The organism is Paenarthrobacter nitroguajacolicus (assembly GCF_007786235.1).
Taxonomy (GTDB): domain Bacteria; phylum Actinomycetota; class Actinomycetes; order Actinomycetales; family Micrococcaceae; genus Arthrobacter; species Arthrobacter nitroguajacolicus_A.
This window is the reverse complement of sequence record NZ_VNFK01000006.1, coordinates 16,232-33,169: the sequence shown is the minus strand read 5'-3', so window position 1 is coordinate 33,169 and position 16,938 is coordinate 16,232. Positions and strand designations below refer to the sequence as shown.

Annotated in this window: 12 protein-coding genes and 1 riboswitch; of the genes, 9 read left to right on the top strand and 3 right to left on the bottom strand. The window is 64.1% G+C overall.

Going from position 1 to position 16,938, the window contains the following annotated elements; translation table 11 throughout:
• The first annotated feature begins 135 nt into the window (after positions 1-135).
• The gene (gene smc / locus FQP90_RS09430) at positions 136-3,714 is read left to right on the top strand and encodes a chromosome segregation protein SMC (RefSeq protein ID WP_208759979.1); all 3,579 of its coding nucleotides are present in this window, start codon (positions 136-138) and stop codon (positions 3,712-3,714) included.
• A 20-nt stretch (positions 3,715-3,734) separates the two neighbouring features.
• Positions 3,735-4,940, top strand: a complete 1,206-nt coding sequence (gene ftsY / locus FQP90_RS09425) for a signal recognition particle-docking protein FtsY (RefSeq protein ID WP_144649566.1) — start codon at positions 3,735-3,737, stop codon at positions 4,938-4,940.
• A 66-nt stretch (positions 4,941-5,006) separates the two neighbouring features.
• Here ftsY and FQP90_RS09420 read toward each other — a convergent pair whose 3' ends face one another.
• Complete coding sequence (locus FQP90_RS09420; protein ID WP_144649564.1) at positions 5,007-6,227, bottom strand: MFS transporter; 1,221 nt, start codon at positions 6,225-6,227, stop codon at positions 5,007-5,009.
• Positions 6,228-6,488: 261 nt separating this feature from the next.
• On the opposite strand from FQP90_RS09420, the gene FQP90_RS09415 reads away from it, so the two are divergent.
• Both FQP90_RS09415 and FQP90_RS09410 read left to right on the top strand, forming a co-directional pair.
• Positions 6,489-7,808 carry an ammonium transporter gene (locus FQP90_RS09415; RefSeq protein ID WP_144649562.1) on the top strand — a complete coding sequence of 440 codons (1,320 nt, stop codon included), beginning with the start codon at positions 6,489-6,491 and terminating at the stop codon, positions 7,806-7,808.
• Positions 7,805-8,143, top strand: coding sequence for a P-II family nitrogen regulator (locus FQP90_RS09410; RefSeq protein WP_011775128.1), 339 nt, complete (start codon positions 7,805-7,807; stop codon positions 8,141-8,143). Before FQP90_RS09415 ends, FQP90_RS09410 begins: the two co-directional genes overlap by 4 nt.
• Positions 8,144-8,247: 104 nt before the next feature.
• On the opposite strand, the gene FQP90_RS09405 is transcribed toward FQP90_RS09410, so the two are convergent.
• Positions 8,248-9,648, bottom strand: a complete 1,401-nt coding sequence (locus tag FQP90_RS09405; protein WP_144649560.1) for a glucose-6-phosphate dehydrogenase — start codon at positions 9,646-9,648, stop codon at positions 8,248-8,250.
• Between the two features lie 170 nt (positions 9,649-9,818).
• On the opposite strand from FQP90_RS09405, the gene ffh reads away from it, so the two are divergent.
• Both ffh and FQP90_RS09395 read left to right on the top strand, forming a co-directional pair.
• The gene (gene ffh / locus FQP90_RS09400; RefSeq protein WP_144649558.1) at positions 9,819-11,399 is read left to right on the top strand and encodes a signal recognition particle protein; all 1,581 of its coding nucleotides are present in this window, start codon (positions 9,819-9,821) and stop codon (positions 11,397-11,399) included.
• A 66-nt stretch (positions 11,400-11,465) separates the two neighbouring features.
• Entirely contained in the window at positions 11,466-12,188 is a 723-nt protein-coding gene (locus tag FQP90_RS09395; RefSeq protein ID WP_144649556.1) for an alpha/beta fold hydrolase, read from the top strand.
• On the opposite strand, the gene thiC is transcribed toward FQP90_RS09395, so the two are convergent.
• Positions 12,171-14,009, bottom strand: coding sequence for a phosphomethylpyrimidine synthase ThiC (gene thiC, locus FQP90_RS09390; RefSeq protein ID WP_144649554.1), 1,839 nt, complete (start codon positions 14,007-14,009; stop codon positions 12,171-12,173). The genes FQP90_RS09395 and thiC overlap by 18 nt on opposite strands.
• Positions 14,004-14,111: riboswitch (TPP riboswitch) on the bottom strand. Its footprint overlaps the gene before it by 6 nt.
• A gap of 85 nt (positions 14,112-14,196) precedes the next feature.
• On the opposite strand from thiC, the gene FQP90_RS09385 reads away from it, so the two are divergent.
• The 3 genes from FQP90_RS09385 to FQP90_RS09375 all read left to right on the top strand — a co-directional run bounded on the left by FQP90_RS09385 (position 14,197) and on the right by FQP90_RS09375 (position 16,788).
• Entirely contained in the window at positions 14,197-15,279 is a 1,083-nt protein-coding gene (locus FQP90_RS09385; RefSeq protein WP_144649552.1) for an amidohydrolase family protein, read from the top strand.
• 78 nt (positions 15,280-15,357) lie between these two features.
• The gene (locus FQP90_RS09380; protein ID WP_144649550.1) at positions 15,358-16,230 is read left to right on the top strand and encodes a VOC family protein; all 873 of its coding nucleotides are present in this window, start codon (positions 15,358-15,360) and stop codon (positions 16,228-16,230) included.
• A gap of 120 nt (positions 16,231-16,350) precedes the next feature.
• Positions 16,351-16,788 carry a hypothetical protein gene (locus FQP90_RS09375; RefSeq protein ID WP_144649548.1) on the top strand — a complete coding sequence of 146 codons (438 nt, stop codon included), beginning with the start codon at positions 16,351-16,353 and terminating at the stop codon, positions 16,786-16,788.
• Positions 16,789-16,938: the final 150 nt, after the last annotated feature.

Below are 16,938 nucleotides of genomic sequence, written 5' to 3'. Positions count from 1 at the left end.
TAGCCCTTGGCAGGAGTGTAGGGGTGCGGCCTGCCACCCGCAAGGCGTTCCGGCCCCGGATCCGAAGATTTCACACAAACGGCAGTAGATTTAGGTGATACGAACACCCGGGCCATCCAGGAGAACCGAAGCGCCTTGCACCTGAAAAGTCTGACTGTCCGAGGATTCAAGTCGTTCGCGTCGGCCACGACGTTCGACTTCGAACCCGGCGTCACTGCCGTCGTGGGACCCAACGGATCGGGCAAATCCAATGTGGTGGATGCCCTGGCCTGGGTCATGGGGGAACAGGGCGCCAAAACCCTGCGCGGCGGCAAAATGGAAGACGTCATCTTCGCAGGCACGTCGGGTCGGCCACCCCTGGGGCGGGCCCATGTGTCCCTGACCATAGACAACGCAGACAACGCGCTTCCCATCGAGTACAGCGAAGTCACGATTTCCCGGACACTCTTCCGCACAGGCGGGTCCGAATACGCCATCAACGGCGCCCCGTGCCGGCTCCTCGATATCCAGGAACTGCTGTCCGATTCCGGCCTCGGGCGCGAAATGCACGTCATCGTGGGACAAGGCCAACTGGACCGGGTCCTGCACGCCACACCAGAAGACCGCCGGGGTTTCATCGAAGAAGCAGCCGGGATCCTCAAGCATCGGCGCCGCAAGGAAAAGACTGTTCGAAAGCTTGAGGCGATGCAGGCCAACCTTGCCCGGCTCGGCGACCTCACCGCGGAGATCCGGCGCCAGCTCACTCCGCTGGGCAAGCAGGCAGAAATAGCCCGTCGCGCCCAGACAGTGCAGTTCGACGTCCGGGATGCCCGCGCCCGCCTCTTGGCGGACGACCTTGTGCAACTGACAACTTCCCTCGAAAAGGACGTCGCGGACGAAGCGGCCCTCAAGGAGCGCCGCCAGGTTGTTGAGGCTGGACTGGGGTTGGGTCGTCGGCGCCAGGCCGCGCTCGAGCAGCAGGCCGCCGAAGCGACGCCTCGCCTGAACGCCGCCCGGGACCATTGGTATCAGCTCTCCGCTGCGAGGGAGCGCCTGCGCTCCCTCGGTTCCCTGGCCACGGAGCGCCGTCGCCTCCTGGGCTCTTCTGAAGCCACCGTGGACTCCGGGCGCGACCCCGAACAGCTTGAGCGCCAGGCCGCCCGGGTCCGCGAAGAGCAGGCCGCCTTGGAACACGACATCCTTGCCAAACAAGCTGCGCTCCTCGAAGCGACAGTGGCCAAGGATGGAGCAGAGGCGCTCGCAGCCGCCGAAGACAAGCGACTGACCGCCATGCTCAGGGCAGCGGCTGATCGGCGGGAGGGGTTGGCCAGGTTGGCGGGCCAGGTTGCAGCCGCGCGATCCCGTGCCGAGGCGGCGGAGGCCGAACGCGGTCGCCTGAGGGAATCCCTCGGAGCCGGCGACGAGCGGCGCCGCAAGGCCCTGAGCGAGTTCACCGCCCTTGAGTCGCAGGTGGCTGGCGTTGAAGATGGTGAAGAGAGCCTCGACGCCGAATATGAGGAAGCCAGCGACCTCCTGGATGCTGTCATCGCCGAAATCGAAGAACTCAAGGCCTCCGAGCGGGAAGCCGTCCGGGAGAGGGATGCCCTGGTGGCGCGGCGGGATGCCCTTCAGCTGGGGCTCAACCGTAAGGACGGGTCCGCCAGCCTCCTCACCGCCGACGGCATTTTAGGTCCGCTGGCCGCACTGGTAACCATCGAGCCGGGATGCGAGGCCGCGATTGCTGCTGCCCTGGGCAGTGCCTCGGACGCCTTGGTGGTGGCCGATACGAAGAGTGCCCTGGCCGCCATCCGGACATTAAAAGACGACGACGCCGGCCGGGCTGCGTTGCTCCTGGCGGACAGTTCCGGCGCGGGTGACGAAACCCACGCCACGGTGGAGCTCCCCGCTGGTTGTCGCTGGGCCGCCGATGTCGTGAAGATCGCTGACCCAACTGCCCAAGGCGCCCTGGCGCTCCTGGACGCTACCGTCGTCGTCGATGATGTGCGGGCGGCCGCGGCCCTGGTCGCTGAACAGCCGACGCTCACGGCAGTCACCCGCGATGGTGACATCTTCACGGCCCTGACCATCCTGGGTGGGTCAGCCACCGCGCCGTCGCTGTTGGAGGTCCAGGCAGCAGTGGACGACGCCGTCGCGCGCCTTCAGGAGGTAACTGCCCGCCTGGAGCGTGGCCGCTTCGCCCTGGCTGGCGCCCAGTCCCGCCGCACCGAGGCGCAGGAGCGGGCCGATACCGCCCTGGAGCGGCTTCACGAATCGGATGCCCGGCTTGCCGCGGTGGCCGAGCGCCTGGGCCATCTCAATTCGGTTCTCCGCAGTGCCGTAGGAGAAAGTGACAGGCTCGCTGCGTCCATGGCCAAGGCGGAAGCCAACATCGCGGAGGCCCAGCTGGACCTGGAAGTCGCGGCAGAACGGCTTGCTGCGGCGCAGGAAGCCCCGGACGAAGAACCGTCCACGGATCAGCGCGACGAACTTGCGGCGCGAGCCAGGACTGCCCGTTCCCTTGAAACAGAAGCCCGGCTTGCCCTGAGGACTGCGGAAGAGCAGCTGGGGGCCATCAGCAACAGGGCCGCTTCTCTGGAGCGGGCTGCCGCCACCGAACGACGGGCCCGGGAAGAAGCGGCGCGGCGGGCCCAGCGTCGGCGGGCCCAGGCCCAACGTGCGTCGGCTGTCGCGGCGGCGGTGGAGCAAACGCTCCGTTTCATCGACATCTCGGTGGATCTGGCCGGCAATGAACGCGACCTGGCTGAGCAGACGCGGGAGCAGCTTGAGAAAGAACTGTCCGAGGTCCGCACCGGCAACGACGCCCTGGCCCGGGAGCTGGCCGAGCTCACAGATTCCGTACACCGTGACGAGATGGCGCGGACCCAACAGCGGCTGCGTATCGAGGCCTTGGAAACACGGTCCATCGAAGAGCTGGGACTTTCCGCGGAGCAGCTGGTAGCGGACTATGGCCCGGACCGGCCCGTTCCGCTGCCGGCAGGGGCTACCACCGACAAGTGGGCCGAGCTTAGGGCGCCGGTGGACGAGAAAGGGGAACCAGTCGTTGAAGGGATTCCTTTCGTCCGTGCGGAGCAGGAGAAGCGGCTTAAGAAGGCGGAACGGGAACTGGCAGCGCTGGGAAAGGTCAACCCGCTCGCGCTGGAGGAGTTTGCTGCGCTGGAAGAACGCCACCAGTTCCTGAGCTCGCAACTGGAGGACCTCAAGTCCAGCCGCAAGGACCTTTTGGACATCATCAAAGAGGTGGACAACCGGGTCCAGCAGGTCTTCACCGAGGCGTTTGCGGACACTTCGGCGCAATTCGACCACGTCTTTGCGAGGCTCTTTCCAGGCGGAGAAGGCCGGTTGGTGCTCACGGATCCCGACGACATGCTGACTACCGGGATTGAGGTGGAGGCCCGGCCTGCGGGTAAGAAGATCAAGCGGCTCTCGCTTCTCTCCGGCGGTGAGCGCTCCCTGACGGCAGTGGCGCTCCTGGTGGCCATCTTCAAAGCCCGGCCATCGCCGTTCTATGTCATGGACGAAGTGGAAGCTGCGTTGGATGACACCAACCTGGGCCGGCTCATCACTATTTTCGAAGAGCTGCGCGAGTCCAGCCAGCTGATCGTGATCACCCACCAGAAGCGCACCATGGAAGTTGCCGACGCCCTTTATGGCGTCACGATGAGGGGCGACGGCGTCTCGACCGTCATCAGCCAGCGGCTCGGTGCCGGGGCATAGCTTTATGAGAAGGTAGGGGAGTGAACGATTTCCTACCCATAATTCTGTCCATTCTCGCTGCGCTCGTCGTGGTCGGCGGACTCGTGCCGGTATTGATGAAAGCCCGGAAGTCAGGGGCGAAGTACCCCGGAACGCGAGATACGAACGACCCCGTCCAGTCGTCGGCGGCTGGCGGCGGAACCCTTGTGGAGGACCGCCCGGATGAGGTGAAAGCACCGGCCCCCACCTTCGATGGATCCGTGGAAGGCACGGATGTGCCCGATGATGCGGCCGGGCTCGAAACCATTGCCGTTGACACCCCGGCGCCGGTGGAAGGACGACTCACCCGCCTCCGCGCCCGCCTGATCAAGTCCAACAACATCCTGGGCAAGGGCCTCCTGGCATTGCTGTCCGGCGACAAGATCGACGAAAACGTCTGGGACGAGGTTGAAGAGACCCTCCTGCTGGCGGACCTCGGCACCGAACCCACCATGCAGCTGGTTGATGCCCTGCGTGAGCGCGTCAAGGTCTTGGGCACCCGCAGCCCCGAGGACGTCAAGGCCATGCTGCGCGAAGAGCTCATCAAGCTCGTTGACCCCACCATGGACCGCTCCCTGAACGTCGAGCGCAAGACGGACCGGCCCGCCGTCGTGCTTGTTGTTGGTGTGAACGGCGTCGGCAAGACCACCACCGTTGGCAAGCTGGCACGGGTGCTGGTGGCTGAAGACAAGGATGTCCTGCTGGGTGCCGCTGATACCTTCCGTGCGGCGGCGGCGGAGCAGTTGGCCACGTGGGGACAGCGCGTGGGTGTGCCCACGGTCAAGTCCGACATTGATGGCGCCGACCCCGCATCGGTTGCCTACGAGGCCGTTAAGGCCGGCATCGACCAGGAAGTCGATGTTGTCATGGTGGACACTGCAGGACGCCTCCAGAACAAGACCGGCCTGATGGATGAGCTCGGCAAGGTCAAGCGTGTCATCGAGAAGCTGGCCGACGTGGATGAGGTCCTGCTGGTCCTTGACGCCACCACGGGCCAGAACGGCCTCAACCAAGCTCGCGTTTTCGCGGAGGTTGTGAACATCACTGGCATCGTGCTGACCAAGCTGGACGGAACCGCCAAGGGCGGCATCGTGGTGGCCATCCAGAAGTCGCTGGGCGTTCCCGTCAAGCTCATAGGCCTGGGTGAAGGCCCTGACGACCTCGCGCCTTTCGATGCTGAAAGCTTCGTTGACGCGCTGCTTAACTAGCGCTGCCTGCCCAACTGGCTGGCAGTTGTGGTTGTTCTGAGCCCTCGGAACAACCACAACTGCCAGTCAGTTTTTGGGTTTAAGGGGTTCGCGTGCCAGCGACCAGCCTGCGGCGGTCAGCAGGAGCACGCCCCCGGTGATGCCGAATGCCCAGCCATAGCCAAGGCGGTCGGCCAGGAGACCTGCCACGATGGGTCCGATAATGGCGCCCGTGTCCGCCGCCATTTGGAAGACGGCCAGCACCTTGCCTCCGGAGCGTCCCCGGCCAATGACATCGGCGACGGCGGCCTGCTGCGCCGGGCCCAGCAAACCGGAACCGAAACCCGCCACCGCGGATGCAGCGAGGAAGGCCGGCAAATCAGTCGTGAAGCCAATGACCCCTGTGGCCAAGCCGGTGATGGCCAAACCGGGGATCAGCAGGGGCTTCCGTCCCCAGGCGTCGGCCAAGCGCCCGCTGAACGTCAGGGCAACGGCGTTGCCCACCGCAAAGATGGCCAGCGCCCAAGCGGCAGTCTCAGGCGCGGACTGCAAAACCGCCACCGCGAACAGCGGGATGGTGGCCATCCGGACACCGAACGTCACCCAACCGTTGCCGAAGCTCGAGAAGACCGCGGCTCGGTAGGCGGAGTCGGTCAGGGCTTCCTTCAAGGTCATGGCCGGGACAGGCGTGGCGTCCTCCGCTGCGTTGCCCTCGCCGCTGAGCATGGTGCGGACCACCACGGCGGCCACCAATAAGGCCCCGGCGTAGGCCAGGAACGGGACCCGAAGGCCGAATCCCGCCAGCAGCCCGCCCACTACGGGACCCAGCACGCTTCCGATCAGGAAAGCCGATGCATAGGCCCCGGACACGCGTCCGCGGCGTTCAGGCGGCGCGAGCCGGATCAGCAAACCCATGGCGGCAACCGTAAACATCACGGAGCCGGCACCTCCGAGTCCACGAAAAATCAACAGCTGCCAGTAGTCCTGGGCAAAGGCGCATGCGGCAGTGGACACCGCGACGATCAGCAGGCCGGATACGTACACGTTCCGTTCCCCGAACCGTCCGATCAGGGCACCGCCTGCGGGTGCGAAGACCAAGCGCATGAAGGCGAAGATACTCACGATCACGGCGGCCGCAGTGGCGCCGACGTCGAACGTCGTGGCGAACTGCGGGAGCACCGGAGCCACCAGGCCGAAGCCAAGCGCGATCAGGAACGCTGCAGCCAACATCACCTTGATATCGCGAGGCAAGGGAGCCTTCTCCGGCCGGATCCTTGGAGCTTTGACGGATCGTGGCGACTGGGTCATACGGTGCTGGTCCTTCGAATGGGGTTTGTTGGCTTTGGCCCCAAGGGCGCGAAAGCTGGGTAATTCCGGTGAAGTCTGACGCCTGAAACATATCCGTAACACCGGGGATATGCACCATTTACGTTGGGGAGGTTGTTGTAACGAGCCCGCAATGTAAAACCTGCGCAGGTGAAACACGGCGGCACAAAACTCTTAAGCAGGACGCAAAGGGCGTCAGGACAGCGGTTGAACCGCAGATCTAGCAAGAGAGGAACGTGCACCATGGAACTTACCGCAGGTCACGTATGGGTCATGGTGGCGGCGGCGCTTGTGCTGTTCATGACACCTGGTCTGGCATTTTTCTACGGCGGCATGACACGCGCCAAAGCAGCCCTGAACATGATGATGATGAGCTTTATCTCCATCGGCATCGTAGGCGTTGTATGGGTGCTGTGGGGCGCATCAATGAGCTCCGGCGAAGGCTTCATGGAGATCGTGGGCAACCCGTTCGCCACCTTCGGCCTCGAAGGCATCAACACCCCTGACGGCTTGATCAAGGTTGGCTACGCCTCAACGTTCGCCATCATCACCGTCGCACTGATCAGCGGCGCGATCGCTGACCGCGCCAAATTCGGCGCCTGGAGCATCTTCGTTCCGGTTTGGGTCACGCTGGTTTACTGCCCGCTGGCTTACATGGTCTGGGGCGGTGGCCTGTTCGGCCCAGAAGGCGCCATTGGTAAGGCCCTCGGTCCGGCCATCGACTTTGCCGGCGGCACAGTGGTGCACATCAATGCTGGTGTGGCGGCGCTCGTCCTGGTCCTCATCATTGGTAACCGCCGTGGCTTCGGCAAGGACCCGAACCACCGCCCGCACAACATTCCGTTCGTCATGCTTGGCGCTGCCATCCTGTGGTTTGGTTGGTTCGGCTTCAACGGCGGCGCAGCAACCACCGCCGAACAGGGCGGCCTGATCTGGATCAACACCCTCGCAGCTCCGGCGGCAGCCATGATCGGCTGGCTCATCACTGAGCGCATCCGCGACGGCCACCCCACCTCCCTCGGTGCAGCCTCCGGTGTAGTTGCCGGCTTGGTCGCGATCACCCCGGCCTGTGCAAACGTCAGCCCTGTGGGTGCCCTGGGCCTCGGTGTGGTTGCCGGTGTGGCTTCCGCCCTGGCTGTCGGCCTCAAGTTCCGCTGGGGCTTTGACGACTCCCTGGACGTTGTTGGTGTCCACCTCGTCTCCGGCATCATCGGCACCGTGGCCCTGGGCTTCATTGCCCTTCCCACCGACGGTGTTGGCGGCGGCCTCTTCTACGGTGGCGGAATGACCCAGATGTGGGCCCAGCTCGCAGCGGCCGGCATCGCCATCGCATTCTCGGCCATCATGACGGCCATCATCGCCTTCGCCATCCACAAGACCATGGGCTTCCGGGTCTCCACGGAACAGGAAAACGTGGGCGTGGACCTCAGCCTGCACGCTGAAACGGCTTACGAGTTTGGTGTCAACGGCCACGGCGGCAGCTTCCAGCCGCTGCACGAGGCGATGACCGGGAAATCCGAAGAGAAGGTTCCCGCAGAAGGCAAGGAGAGTGTCCAGGCATGAAGCTCATCACAGCGATCGTCCGACCCGAAAAGCTTGAAGCAGTCCGGGAGGGCCTCGAATCATATGGGGTCCAGGGCCTGACGGTCAGCGCGGCCAGCGGCTACGGCCGTCAGCGCGGCTACACCGAGGTGTACCGCGGAGCCGAGTACAACGTGGATCTGCTGCCGAAGATCCGCATCGAGGTCCTTGCCACCGACGAGCAGGCAGACGACATCCTGGATGTCCTCATCGCCAGCTCCAACACAGGCCGAGCCGGCGATGGCAAGGTATGGACCGTGGATGTTTACGAAGCAGTCCGGGTCCGGACAGGTGAGCGCGGCGCTGCCGCGATCTAAGTTCCAGGCCGCGGCCTAAGTTCCGGACAGCACAGCGGGCCGGGTACCGATACAGGTACCCGGCCCGCTGGTGCGTTGCCGCTGCCGTGGGTCCGCGGCCGCCGTTAGTCCACGACGTCGGTGGGCCAGCCCGCGGGCCCGGCGGTGCCGGCGTCGTACTCTTCCAACGGAACGGAACCGTCCTCCCAGGCGCGGAGGACCGGCTCGATGATCCGCCAGCAGTCCTCGGCTGTGTCACCCCGGACGGACAGGAGCGGGTCACCGTTGAGGATGCCTTCCAGCACTTCACCGTACGGCAGCATTCCGGGCGCATTGAGTTCGGCCACCAGGCTGGCACGGTCCAGCGTAAAGATATCGCCGGGTCCGTTGACATCAACGTCGAGCTGGAGCACATCCGGACCGAAGCCGATCCGCAGCTGGTTGGGGGAGTCCACGCCCGAGAAGCCCCTGGGCAGGTGGGGGACAGGACGGAAGGTAATCACGGCTTCCTTGCGTCGACGCCCCAGGGCCTTGCCCGAGCGAAGGATGAACGGGACGCCCTTCCAGCGCCAGTTGTCGATGTCCACGCGCACTTCCGCGAGGGTCTCGGTATTTCGGGACGGGTCCACGCCTTCCTCGGCGGCGTAGTCCGGCACGGTCCTTTCGCCGAGGGTCCCCGCTGTGTAGCGGGCGCGCCGCGTGGAGTCGCCGTAGGGGGCCTTGATGCTGCTGGCCCGCAGGACGGTGGCCACGGCGTCCCGAAGGTCCCGTTCTTCGATGGTGGCAGGGGCGTCAATGGCGAGGAACGCCATGATGTGGAGGAGGTGGCTCTGGATCATGTCCCGGAGCGCCCCGGCAGTGTCGTAGTAGCGGGCCCTGCCCTCAAGGGCGAGGTCCTCGTCGAAAATGACCTCCACCTTTTCGATGTGTTCGCGGTTCCACACCGGCTCCAGGAACCTGTTGGCGAAGCGAAGGCCAAGGATGTTCAGCACCGTGGCTTTGCCCAGGAAATGGTCCACACGGTGAATGTGGTCCTCGGGCACCAAGGCTGCCAGCGTCTTGTTCAGCTCATGCGCTGACTCTGTTCCGGAACCGAACGGCTTCTCCATCACCAGGCGTGTCCCGGGGGGCAGTTGATCCTTGTGCAGGACTTCGCAGGCCTTTTGGCTCACATGCGGTGGCAGCGCGAAGTAGATGGCTGTGGGCCCCTCCAGCTGGGCAAGCAGCTCGGCCAGTGGTCCGTCCGCTGTGACGTCAACCTGGTGGTAGCTGGTGTTTTCCGCGACAGCTGCCATGGCGGCGAGCCCGGAGGCATCCGCCGTGCCCGACGCCGTTTCAAAGGCGGCGCCGACTCGTTGCTTCCATTGTTCGGGAGACCAAGGATCGGACCCTGCGCCCACCAACCGGAGCCCGGGAGCCCGGCCGGAAGCCAACAGCCCGGCAAGTCCAGGAAGGAGCAGTCTGCCTGTGAGGTCCCCGGACGCGCCGAGGATGAGCAACGTTCTTACAGTTGTTTTGCTGGTCACTGTGCCAGCATGCCATCTTGCAGGTGCGACTTGGTACCCTAGATAGTCGAGTCCCCTAGTCGACGCTTAGTAGTTGGGGTTGAGACACCTTTGTGGGGGCAGGAATCGTCAAGACTCTGGCGTGCCGCATTGGCCGCCATTCGTAGACCATCGAAAGAAGTGCACGGCGCGTGTTCAATTCACTCTCTGACCGGTTGACAGCAACCTTCAAGAACCTCCGTGGCAAGGGCCGCCTCACCGAGGCTGATGTCGATGCCACCGTCCGGGAGATTCGCCGCGCCCTCTTGGACGCGGATGTTGCCGTCTCCGTGGTCCGCGAGTTCACCGGCCGTGTCCGCGAACGTGCCTTGGGCGCCGAGGTCTCGGGAGCATTGAACCCGAGCCAGCAGATCGTCAAGATCGTTAACGAGGAACTCAAGGAGATCCTTGGCGGCGAGACCCGTCGAATCCGCCTGGCCAAGACCGGCCCCACCATCATCATGCTGGCGGGCCTCCAAGGTGCGGGTAAGACCACCCTCGCCGGCAAGCTGTCCAAGTGGCTCAAAGCCCAGGGACACAGCCCCATGCTGGTGGCGTGTGATCTTCAGCGCCCCAACGCAGTGACCCAGCTCCAGGTTGTTGGCCAGCGTGCCGGTGTCCCGGTTTTCGCCCCGCATCCCGGCGCTACTTCCGAGCTCGAGCATCCCGCCGGAGACCCGGTGGCCGTTGCCAAGGCCGGCGTCGAGGAAGCCCGCCAGAAGCTCCACGACGTCGTGATCGTTGATACCGCCGGCCGTCTCGGTGTCGACGCAGAAATGATGGACCAGGCCCGCCGCATCCGTCAGGCGATCATCCCCAACGAAGTCCTCTTCGTGATCGACTCCATGATTGGCCAGGATGCCGTCAACACGGCGATGGCCTTCGATGAAGGCGTCAACTTCACGGGCATCGTTCTGTCCAAGCTCGACGGCGACGCCCGCGGTGGTGCCGCGCTGTCCGTTGCATCGGTCACCGGTAAGCCGGTCATGTTTGCGTCCACCGGTGAAGGTTTGGACGACTTTGAGCTCTTCCACCCTGACCGCATGGCTTCGCGCATCCTGGACATGGGCGACGTCCTCACCCTGATCGAACAGGCTGAGAAGGCGTGGGACAAGGACGAAGCAGCCCGGATGGCGAAGAAGTTCGCCGACCAGGAAGACTTCACCCTGGACGACTTCCTGGCCCAGATGCAGCAGATCCGCAACATGGGCTCCATGAAGAAGATGCTCATGATGATGCCGGGTGCGCAGAACATCCGTCAGCAGTTGGAGAACTTCGACGAAAAAGAGATCGACCGCGTCGAAGCGATCGTCCGTTCCATGACCCCGCACGAGCGTGTGGCTCCCAAGATCATCAACGGCTCACGCCGCGCCCGTATCGCCAAGGGTTCAGGTGTCCATGTTTCCGAGGTCAACGGCCTGCTGGAGCGTTTCGCCCAGGCCCAGAAGATGATGAAGAAGCTTGCCCAAGGCGGCGGCATGCCAGGTATGCCGGGAATGCCCGGTCTTGGTGGCCCCGGCGGCGGACGCAAGAACGGTAAGAACGCTCCCAAGAAGAAGGCGCGTTCCGGCAACCCGGCCAAGGCGGCTCAGGAGCTGCGCGACGCGGAAACCAAGCGCGCCAACGCGGCCTCGGCAGCACCTACGGGTGCGGCGTTTGGCCAGGGCGCAGCGGACTTCGACCCGTCCTCCCTGAACCTTCCCAAGGGCTTCGACAAGTTCCTCGGAAAGTAGAACTTGCCTCCCGAGGGGTTGAGTTCCGCCCCTTGGGATGTCAGAGCCGTGGAATAGGCTGAACCAATGCATAAGCAGCGCGTAGTCTTCGTTCACGGCCTGGGCAGTTTCGGTGCTGCGGCATGGCCGAAGCAGCATGGCATGGCCCTGGCTTATGACGCCCTGTTCCTCCGCCGGCACGGCTTTGATGCCGTTGCCGAACCACGGGAATCCAATGTGACGGCGGACGTCGCCATCCTGACCAATGCGTTGGTCGATTCCGGCGGCGGCCACATTGTCGCCCATGAACAAGGCGCCATTTCGGCCATGCTGGCCGCAATCGAGCGCCCCGACCTCGTGCACTCGCTGTCTTTGGTTGAACCGGCTTGCCTGTCATTGACGGCGGAGCTTCCTGCGACGAGTTCCCATCGGGCCCTCATGGAACCGCTGTTTGACGTTCGGAACCAACTCAACGATGCCGATTACCAACGCGAGTACTTCCGCCGGGCTTATTCGGCCGAAACGGGAGGGCTGGACACTCCGGAGGCGCGTCGTTCTGCTCGCAGGCTCAGGCTCCAAGAACCTCCGTGGGAGGCTCCGCTTCACATTGTTCCCGGTGTTCCCACCTTGGTGCTCACCGGCGGCTGGGAACCCCTGTACGAAGAGATTGCAGGGTACCTCCAGGAGACCGGCGCCCTCCGCCGTGTGGCGGCGGGCGGACACCGGCCCCAGGATTCAGTCGACGGCGATCACATCATCCGTTCGTTCGTCGCGGATGTGGGACGGGCAAGGTCAGTTCAGGCGTCCTGAAATATTGGCCGCCCGGGCCTTGGTGCTCTCCGGGCCCGAGGGGATTTCAAGTTCAGGCAGGTACACCTTCCCGCCTGATTCCAGGAACTCCCTGCTCTTTTCCCGCATACCGCTGTACATCCCGGCGATTGCCGCCTGCGATTCGGCCGAACCATACTCGTCGCGGATGTCCTGGCTAATGCGCATGGAACAGAATTTCGGCCCGCACATCGAGCAGAAGTGGGCGGTCTTCGCAGGCTCGGCGGGCAAGGTCTCGTCATGGAATCCCTCAGCTGTCACCGGATCCAGGGACAACGCGAACTGATCGCGCCAGCGGAACTCAAAACGTGCTTTGGACAGGGCATCATCACGCTCGCTGGCCCCTTGATGTCCCTTGGCGAGGTCGGCTGCGTGGGCGGCGATCTTGTAGGTAATCACGCCCGTTTTGACGTCATCCCTGTTCGGCAGCCCGAGGTGTTCCTTGGGTGTCACGTAGCAGAGCATGGCCGTGCCATAGCGGGCAATCTCGGTGGCACCGATGGCCGAGGTGATGTGGTCGTAGCCCGGGGCGATATCGGTGACCAGCGGACCCAGGGTATAAAACGGCGCACCCTTGCAGAGTTCCTGCTGGCGTTCCACATTTTCGCGGACCAGGTGGAAGGGGATATGCCCGGGGCCCTCCACCATGACCTGGACGTCGAATTCCCAGGCCCGCTGTGTCAGCTCCGCCAGGGTGTCCAGCTCGGCGAATTGCGCGGCGTCGTTGGCATCGGCAATGGAGCCGGGGCGCAGCCCGTCGCCCAGCGAGAACGAGACGTCGTACTGGGCGAAAATCCGGCACAGCTCATCGAAGTGTGTGTATAGGAAATTCTCCTGGTGGTGCGCCAGGCACCAGCCGGCCATGATCGAGCCGCCGCGGGACACGATGCCCGTGACGCGGTTGGCGGTCAGGGGTACGTACCGCAGCAGCACGCCGGCGTGGATGGTCATGTAATCCACGCCCTGTTCACACTGCTCGATCACAGTGTCGCGGAAGATTTCCCACGTCAGCTTGTTGGCTTCACCGTTGACCTTCTCCAATGCCTGGTAGATGGGCACCGTTCCGATGGGGACGGGTGAGTTGCGGATGAGCCATTCACGGGTTGTGTGGATGTCGTCGCCAGTGGAGAGGTCCATGACGGTGTCTGCGCCCCACTGGGTGGCCCACTGAAGCTTGTCCACTTCTTCGGCGATGGAACTGGTGACCGCCGAGTTTCCGATGTTGGCGTTGATCTTCACCAGGAAGGCCTTGCCAATAATCATGGGCTCGGACTCCGGGTGGTTGATGTTGTTGGGGATGATGGCCCGGCCGGCGGCCAGTTCGCTTCTGACCAGCTCCACATCGCAGTTCTCCCGCAGCGCAACGAAACGCATTTCCGGCGTCACGACGCCCTGCTTCGCGTAATGCATCTGCGTGACGGTTTTACCCTCGACGGCGCGGCGGGGCACCGGTTGTGCACCCTTCCACTCCGCCGATGCGGCTCCGCGCCGCACGGCCGACTTGCCGTCGTCGAGCAGGTTCCGGCCGCGGCCGGAATAGATCTCCGTATCGCCGCGCGCTGCGATCCACGGTGCCCGGAAAGGCTCCAACCCCACCACTGGATTGCTGCCCGGCCCGGCGGTGCGATACACCCGCAGCGGCGTGTTGGCCTGGCCGTTGGGGGAGGGTTCCAGGGCGATTTCCGTGACGGGGACGCGGATTCCGGCGTCATGGTCTTCAATCCATGCCAGCGAATGGGACCTGAGGGACTGCGTAACAGGCTCGTTTTGGGCAGGGGTGTGCTGTGTTTCTGTGGTGCTCAAGGATTACTCACTTCCTTCGCCGGCATTACCCGGACAGGTTCAACGGTCGCAGACTGCGTCAGTCCGATCTCAGCCCCTGCAGGGGCCCCCGTGTGGTCGTAGACGAAGCTACCACAGCGCCGAACGAGTACGCAGTCACATGGGCGCAGCAGGTTTCCGGTGATGACGGGCGGACTAGGCTTTTGCCATGGCCAGCATTATTGAATTCAGCGGACCTGTGCTCGTGGCTCGGGATATCGAGCGGCGCGGCATGTGGTCCGTGGACGGAGTCCTGACCTTCGAGCGCCCAGTGGCCACACCGGACAGGGTTGTGGATGGTTGGGTGCTGCCAGGCTTTGTTGACGCCCACTGCCACATCGGGCTCGGCGTCGGAGGGGCGGTTGACGAGGCGACCACGCTTGCCCAGACCCAGGCGGACCTTGCCGCCGGAACGCTGCTGATCCGGGACGCGGGATCGCCCAGCGACACGCGCTGGGTCCAGCAGCGGACGGACTTGCCCCGCTTGATCCGATCCGGCCGGCACATCGCCAGGAGTCGGCGCTACCTCCGCGGACTGGGCCATGAAATTGAACCGGACCAGCTCGTGGAGACGGTCCGAAAGGAAGCCCGGGACGGTGATGGCTGGGTGAAACTGGTAGGCGATTGGATTGATCGTGGCGTTGGCGACCTCGCTGCGTCGTTCCCGGCAGAGCTGGTCAAAGACGCCATTGCTGCCGCCCACGATGAAGGTGCCAGGGTCACGGCGCACTGCTTCGCGGAGGACACCATCGACGACATGCTCGATGCCAACATCGACTGCATTGAACATGCCACTGGCCTTCTGCCCCGGCACATTCCACGGCTGGTGGAGCAGTCGGTGCCGATCGTTCCCACGTTGGTCAACATTGCGACCTTTCCGGAGATCGCTGCCCAGGCAGCGCCGAAGTTTCCGGAGTACGCGGGCCACATGGTGCGCCTTTGGGAGCGTCGGCGTGAGCGGGTGCTTGAGGCTTTCGAGGCCGGGGTCGCGATCTACGCGGGAACGGATGCGGGCAGCGTGATCAAGCACGGTCGGATCGCGGACGAGATGAGGGAACTGCACGACGCCGGCCTGCCGCCGTGGGCGGTGCTCGAGGCCGCCTGTTGGGGCGCCCGATCATGGCTGGGAGCTGAGGGCATCAGCGAAGGGGCGAGTGCCGACGTCGTGCTGTGCGCTGACGACCCGAGGCTTGAGGTGGCCACTGTCTGCGACCCCAAACACATCGTCCTTCGCGGAAGAATCATCCGTTAGGAATAAATTGAAGCTTCAAGTAATTTACAAGGGTAGGAAGGTGCCGATGCGCGGCCACCTCAGAACCGGGAGCTTCACATGACCACTTCATTCAGCCAGGATCTTCTGCCTGCCGAACTCACCATGGGCACCGTCATGCTCAAGGTTGGCGACATGAAGGTGATGAGCGACTACTACCAGCGGGCCTTGGGCCTGGATGTGGTGGCCGAGCAGGATGGCGGCCTGTATCTGGGGCGCGTCGGAAAGCCGGTTGTTCATCTTGCTCCCGCGGCTGGCCTCCAGGTTCCGGGGCGTGGCGAAGCGGGCTTGTTCCACACGGCCATCCTGTTCAAGGACCAGCCTTCCCTTGCCGCCACCATTGCTACCGCCGCCGAGTTTGAACCCCGCGCCTTCGCCGGCAGCGCAGACCACCTCGTCAGCGAAGCGTTCTACTTCACCGATCCCGAGGGCAACGGCATCGAGCTCTACTACGACAAGCCCCGTGAGCTGTGGCAGTGGGATGGCGCGAATGTGGTTATGGACAACGTTGCACTCCCGCCACAGCGGTTCCTGCAAGAGCACTTGAGTGAAGCTGCCGTGACCGGGCAGCGCGAGGCGGCCGCCGGCGTCGGGCATGTGCACTTGCAGGTGGGTGATGTCGAGACTGCGCAAAAGTTCTATGTGGAAACCTTGGGTTTTGAGCGGACCGCAGGCTGGCATGGTCAGGCGCTGTTCGTCTCCGCCGGCGGCTACCACCACCATATGGCGATGAATGTCTGGAACAGCCGCGGTGCCGGACCCCGTCGGGACACGCTCGGGCTGGGTGAAGTGCTGATTGAAGTCCCTGGCGCTGATGATGTGTCGGCGCTGGCGGATCGGCTAAAGGTTGCCGGCGTGCACAACCATCACACCGGCGCTGAGCTGCGGTTCGAGGATCCTTGGCGCAACAAGCTTCGGGTCGCCGTTCGCTAGGCCGCCATGGCGACTGCGTCCCTGCGGCCTTTCGCTGCATTAGGCTGGGCAGTGACGGCACGGAACCCCAGGGTCCTGTGCCGCCGCCCCGTCAGCACGAAGGAATGAGAGTACTTTCCCATGGGCTTTGCCGAAATTTTTGTAGCCACCCACGATGAAGCACTCAAGCGGGCCGCAGCCCTGGACAGGGGCGCTGAAGTAGCCGGTCCCGCCGTCAGGATCGAGGGAATCACGGACTTCGAAGTCGAACAGCTGGGCGACCTCGCGGGCCAGGCTGTTCACGCGTCCGGCGCTGACTATGAACTGGCCCTCGTGGATGTCACCAGCGATGCACTCCTTGGCGTTCCCGAGGCAATGGTGCGGGCTCTTGCCGAACTGCTCACGTATGAAAGCGAGGGCGAGGAAAACGTCCTCGACGACGTTGCCGCGGCATGGGCTGCCCAGGACGACATGCCTTTCGATGCAACCGCGTCGCGCCAGTACGTCCAGCAGTTGGCTGCGCTGGCCACTGACGTTGAGAAGGTGGAGCGTTCCGGGCTCTACGTCTGGTCCGTCTGACGAATCGCACGTCCCGCGGCGCTGCGTTGGATGCCTTCCGGTGACCAACAACACACCGCCCCACGTGGTGTAAGTCGTAATTGCACCCGGCATCTGGCACAATAGACAGGTACTCGATCGGTGCGGCCCCTCTCTCCGTGCTCGTATCTT

Excerpts from the sequence above, each read along its gene's own strand:
- FQP90_RS09420 (WP_144649564.1), bottom strand. The coding sequence starts at position 6,227 with ATGACCCAGTCGCCACGATCCGTCAAAGCTCCAAGGATCCGGCCGGAG.
- FQP90_RS09415 (WP_144649562.1), top strand. The coding sequence starts at position 6,489 with ATGGAACTTACCGCAGGTCACGTATGGGTCATGGTGGCGGCGGCGCTT.
- FQP90_RS09410 (WP_011775128.1), top strand. The coding sequence starts at position 7,805 with ATGAAGCTCATCACAGCGATCGTCCGACCCGAAAAGCTTGAAGCAGTC.
- FQP90_RS09395 (WP_144649556.1), top strand. The coding sequence starts at position 11,466 with ATGCATAAGCAGCGCGTAGTCTTCGTTCACGGCCTGGGCAGTTTCGGT.
- FQP90_RS09385 (WP_144649552.1), top strand. The coding sequence starts at position 14,197 with ATGGCCAGCATTATTGAATTCAGCGGACCTGTGCTCGTGGCTCGGGAT.
- FQP90_RS09380 (WP_144649550.1), top strand. The coding sequence starts at position 15,358 with ATGACCACTTCATTCAGCCAGGATCTTCTGCCTGCCGAACTCACCATG.
- FQP90_RS09375 (WP_144649548.1), top strand. The coding sequence starts at position 16,351 with ATGGGCTTTGCCGAAATTTTTGTAGCCACCCACGATGAAGCACTCAAG.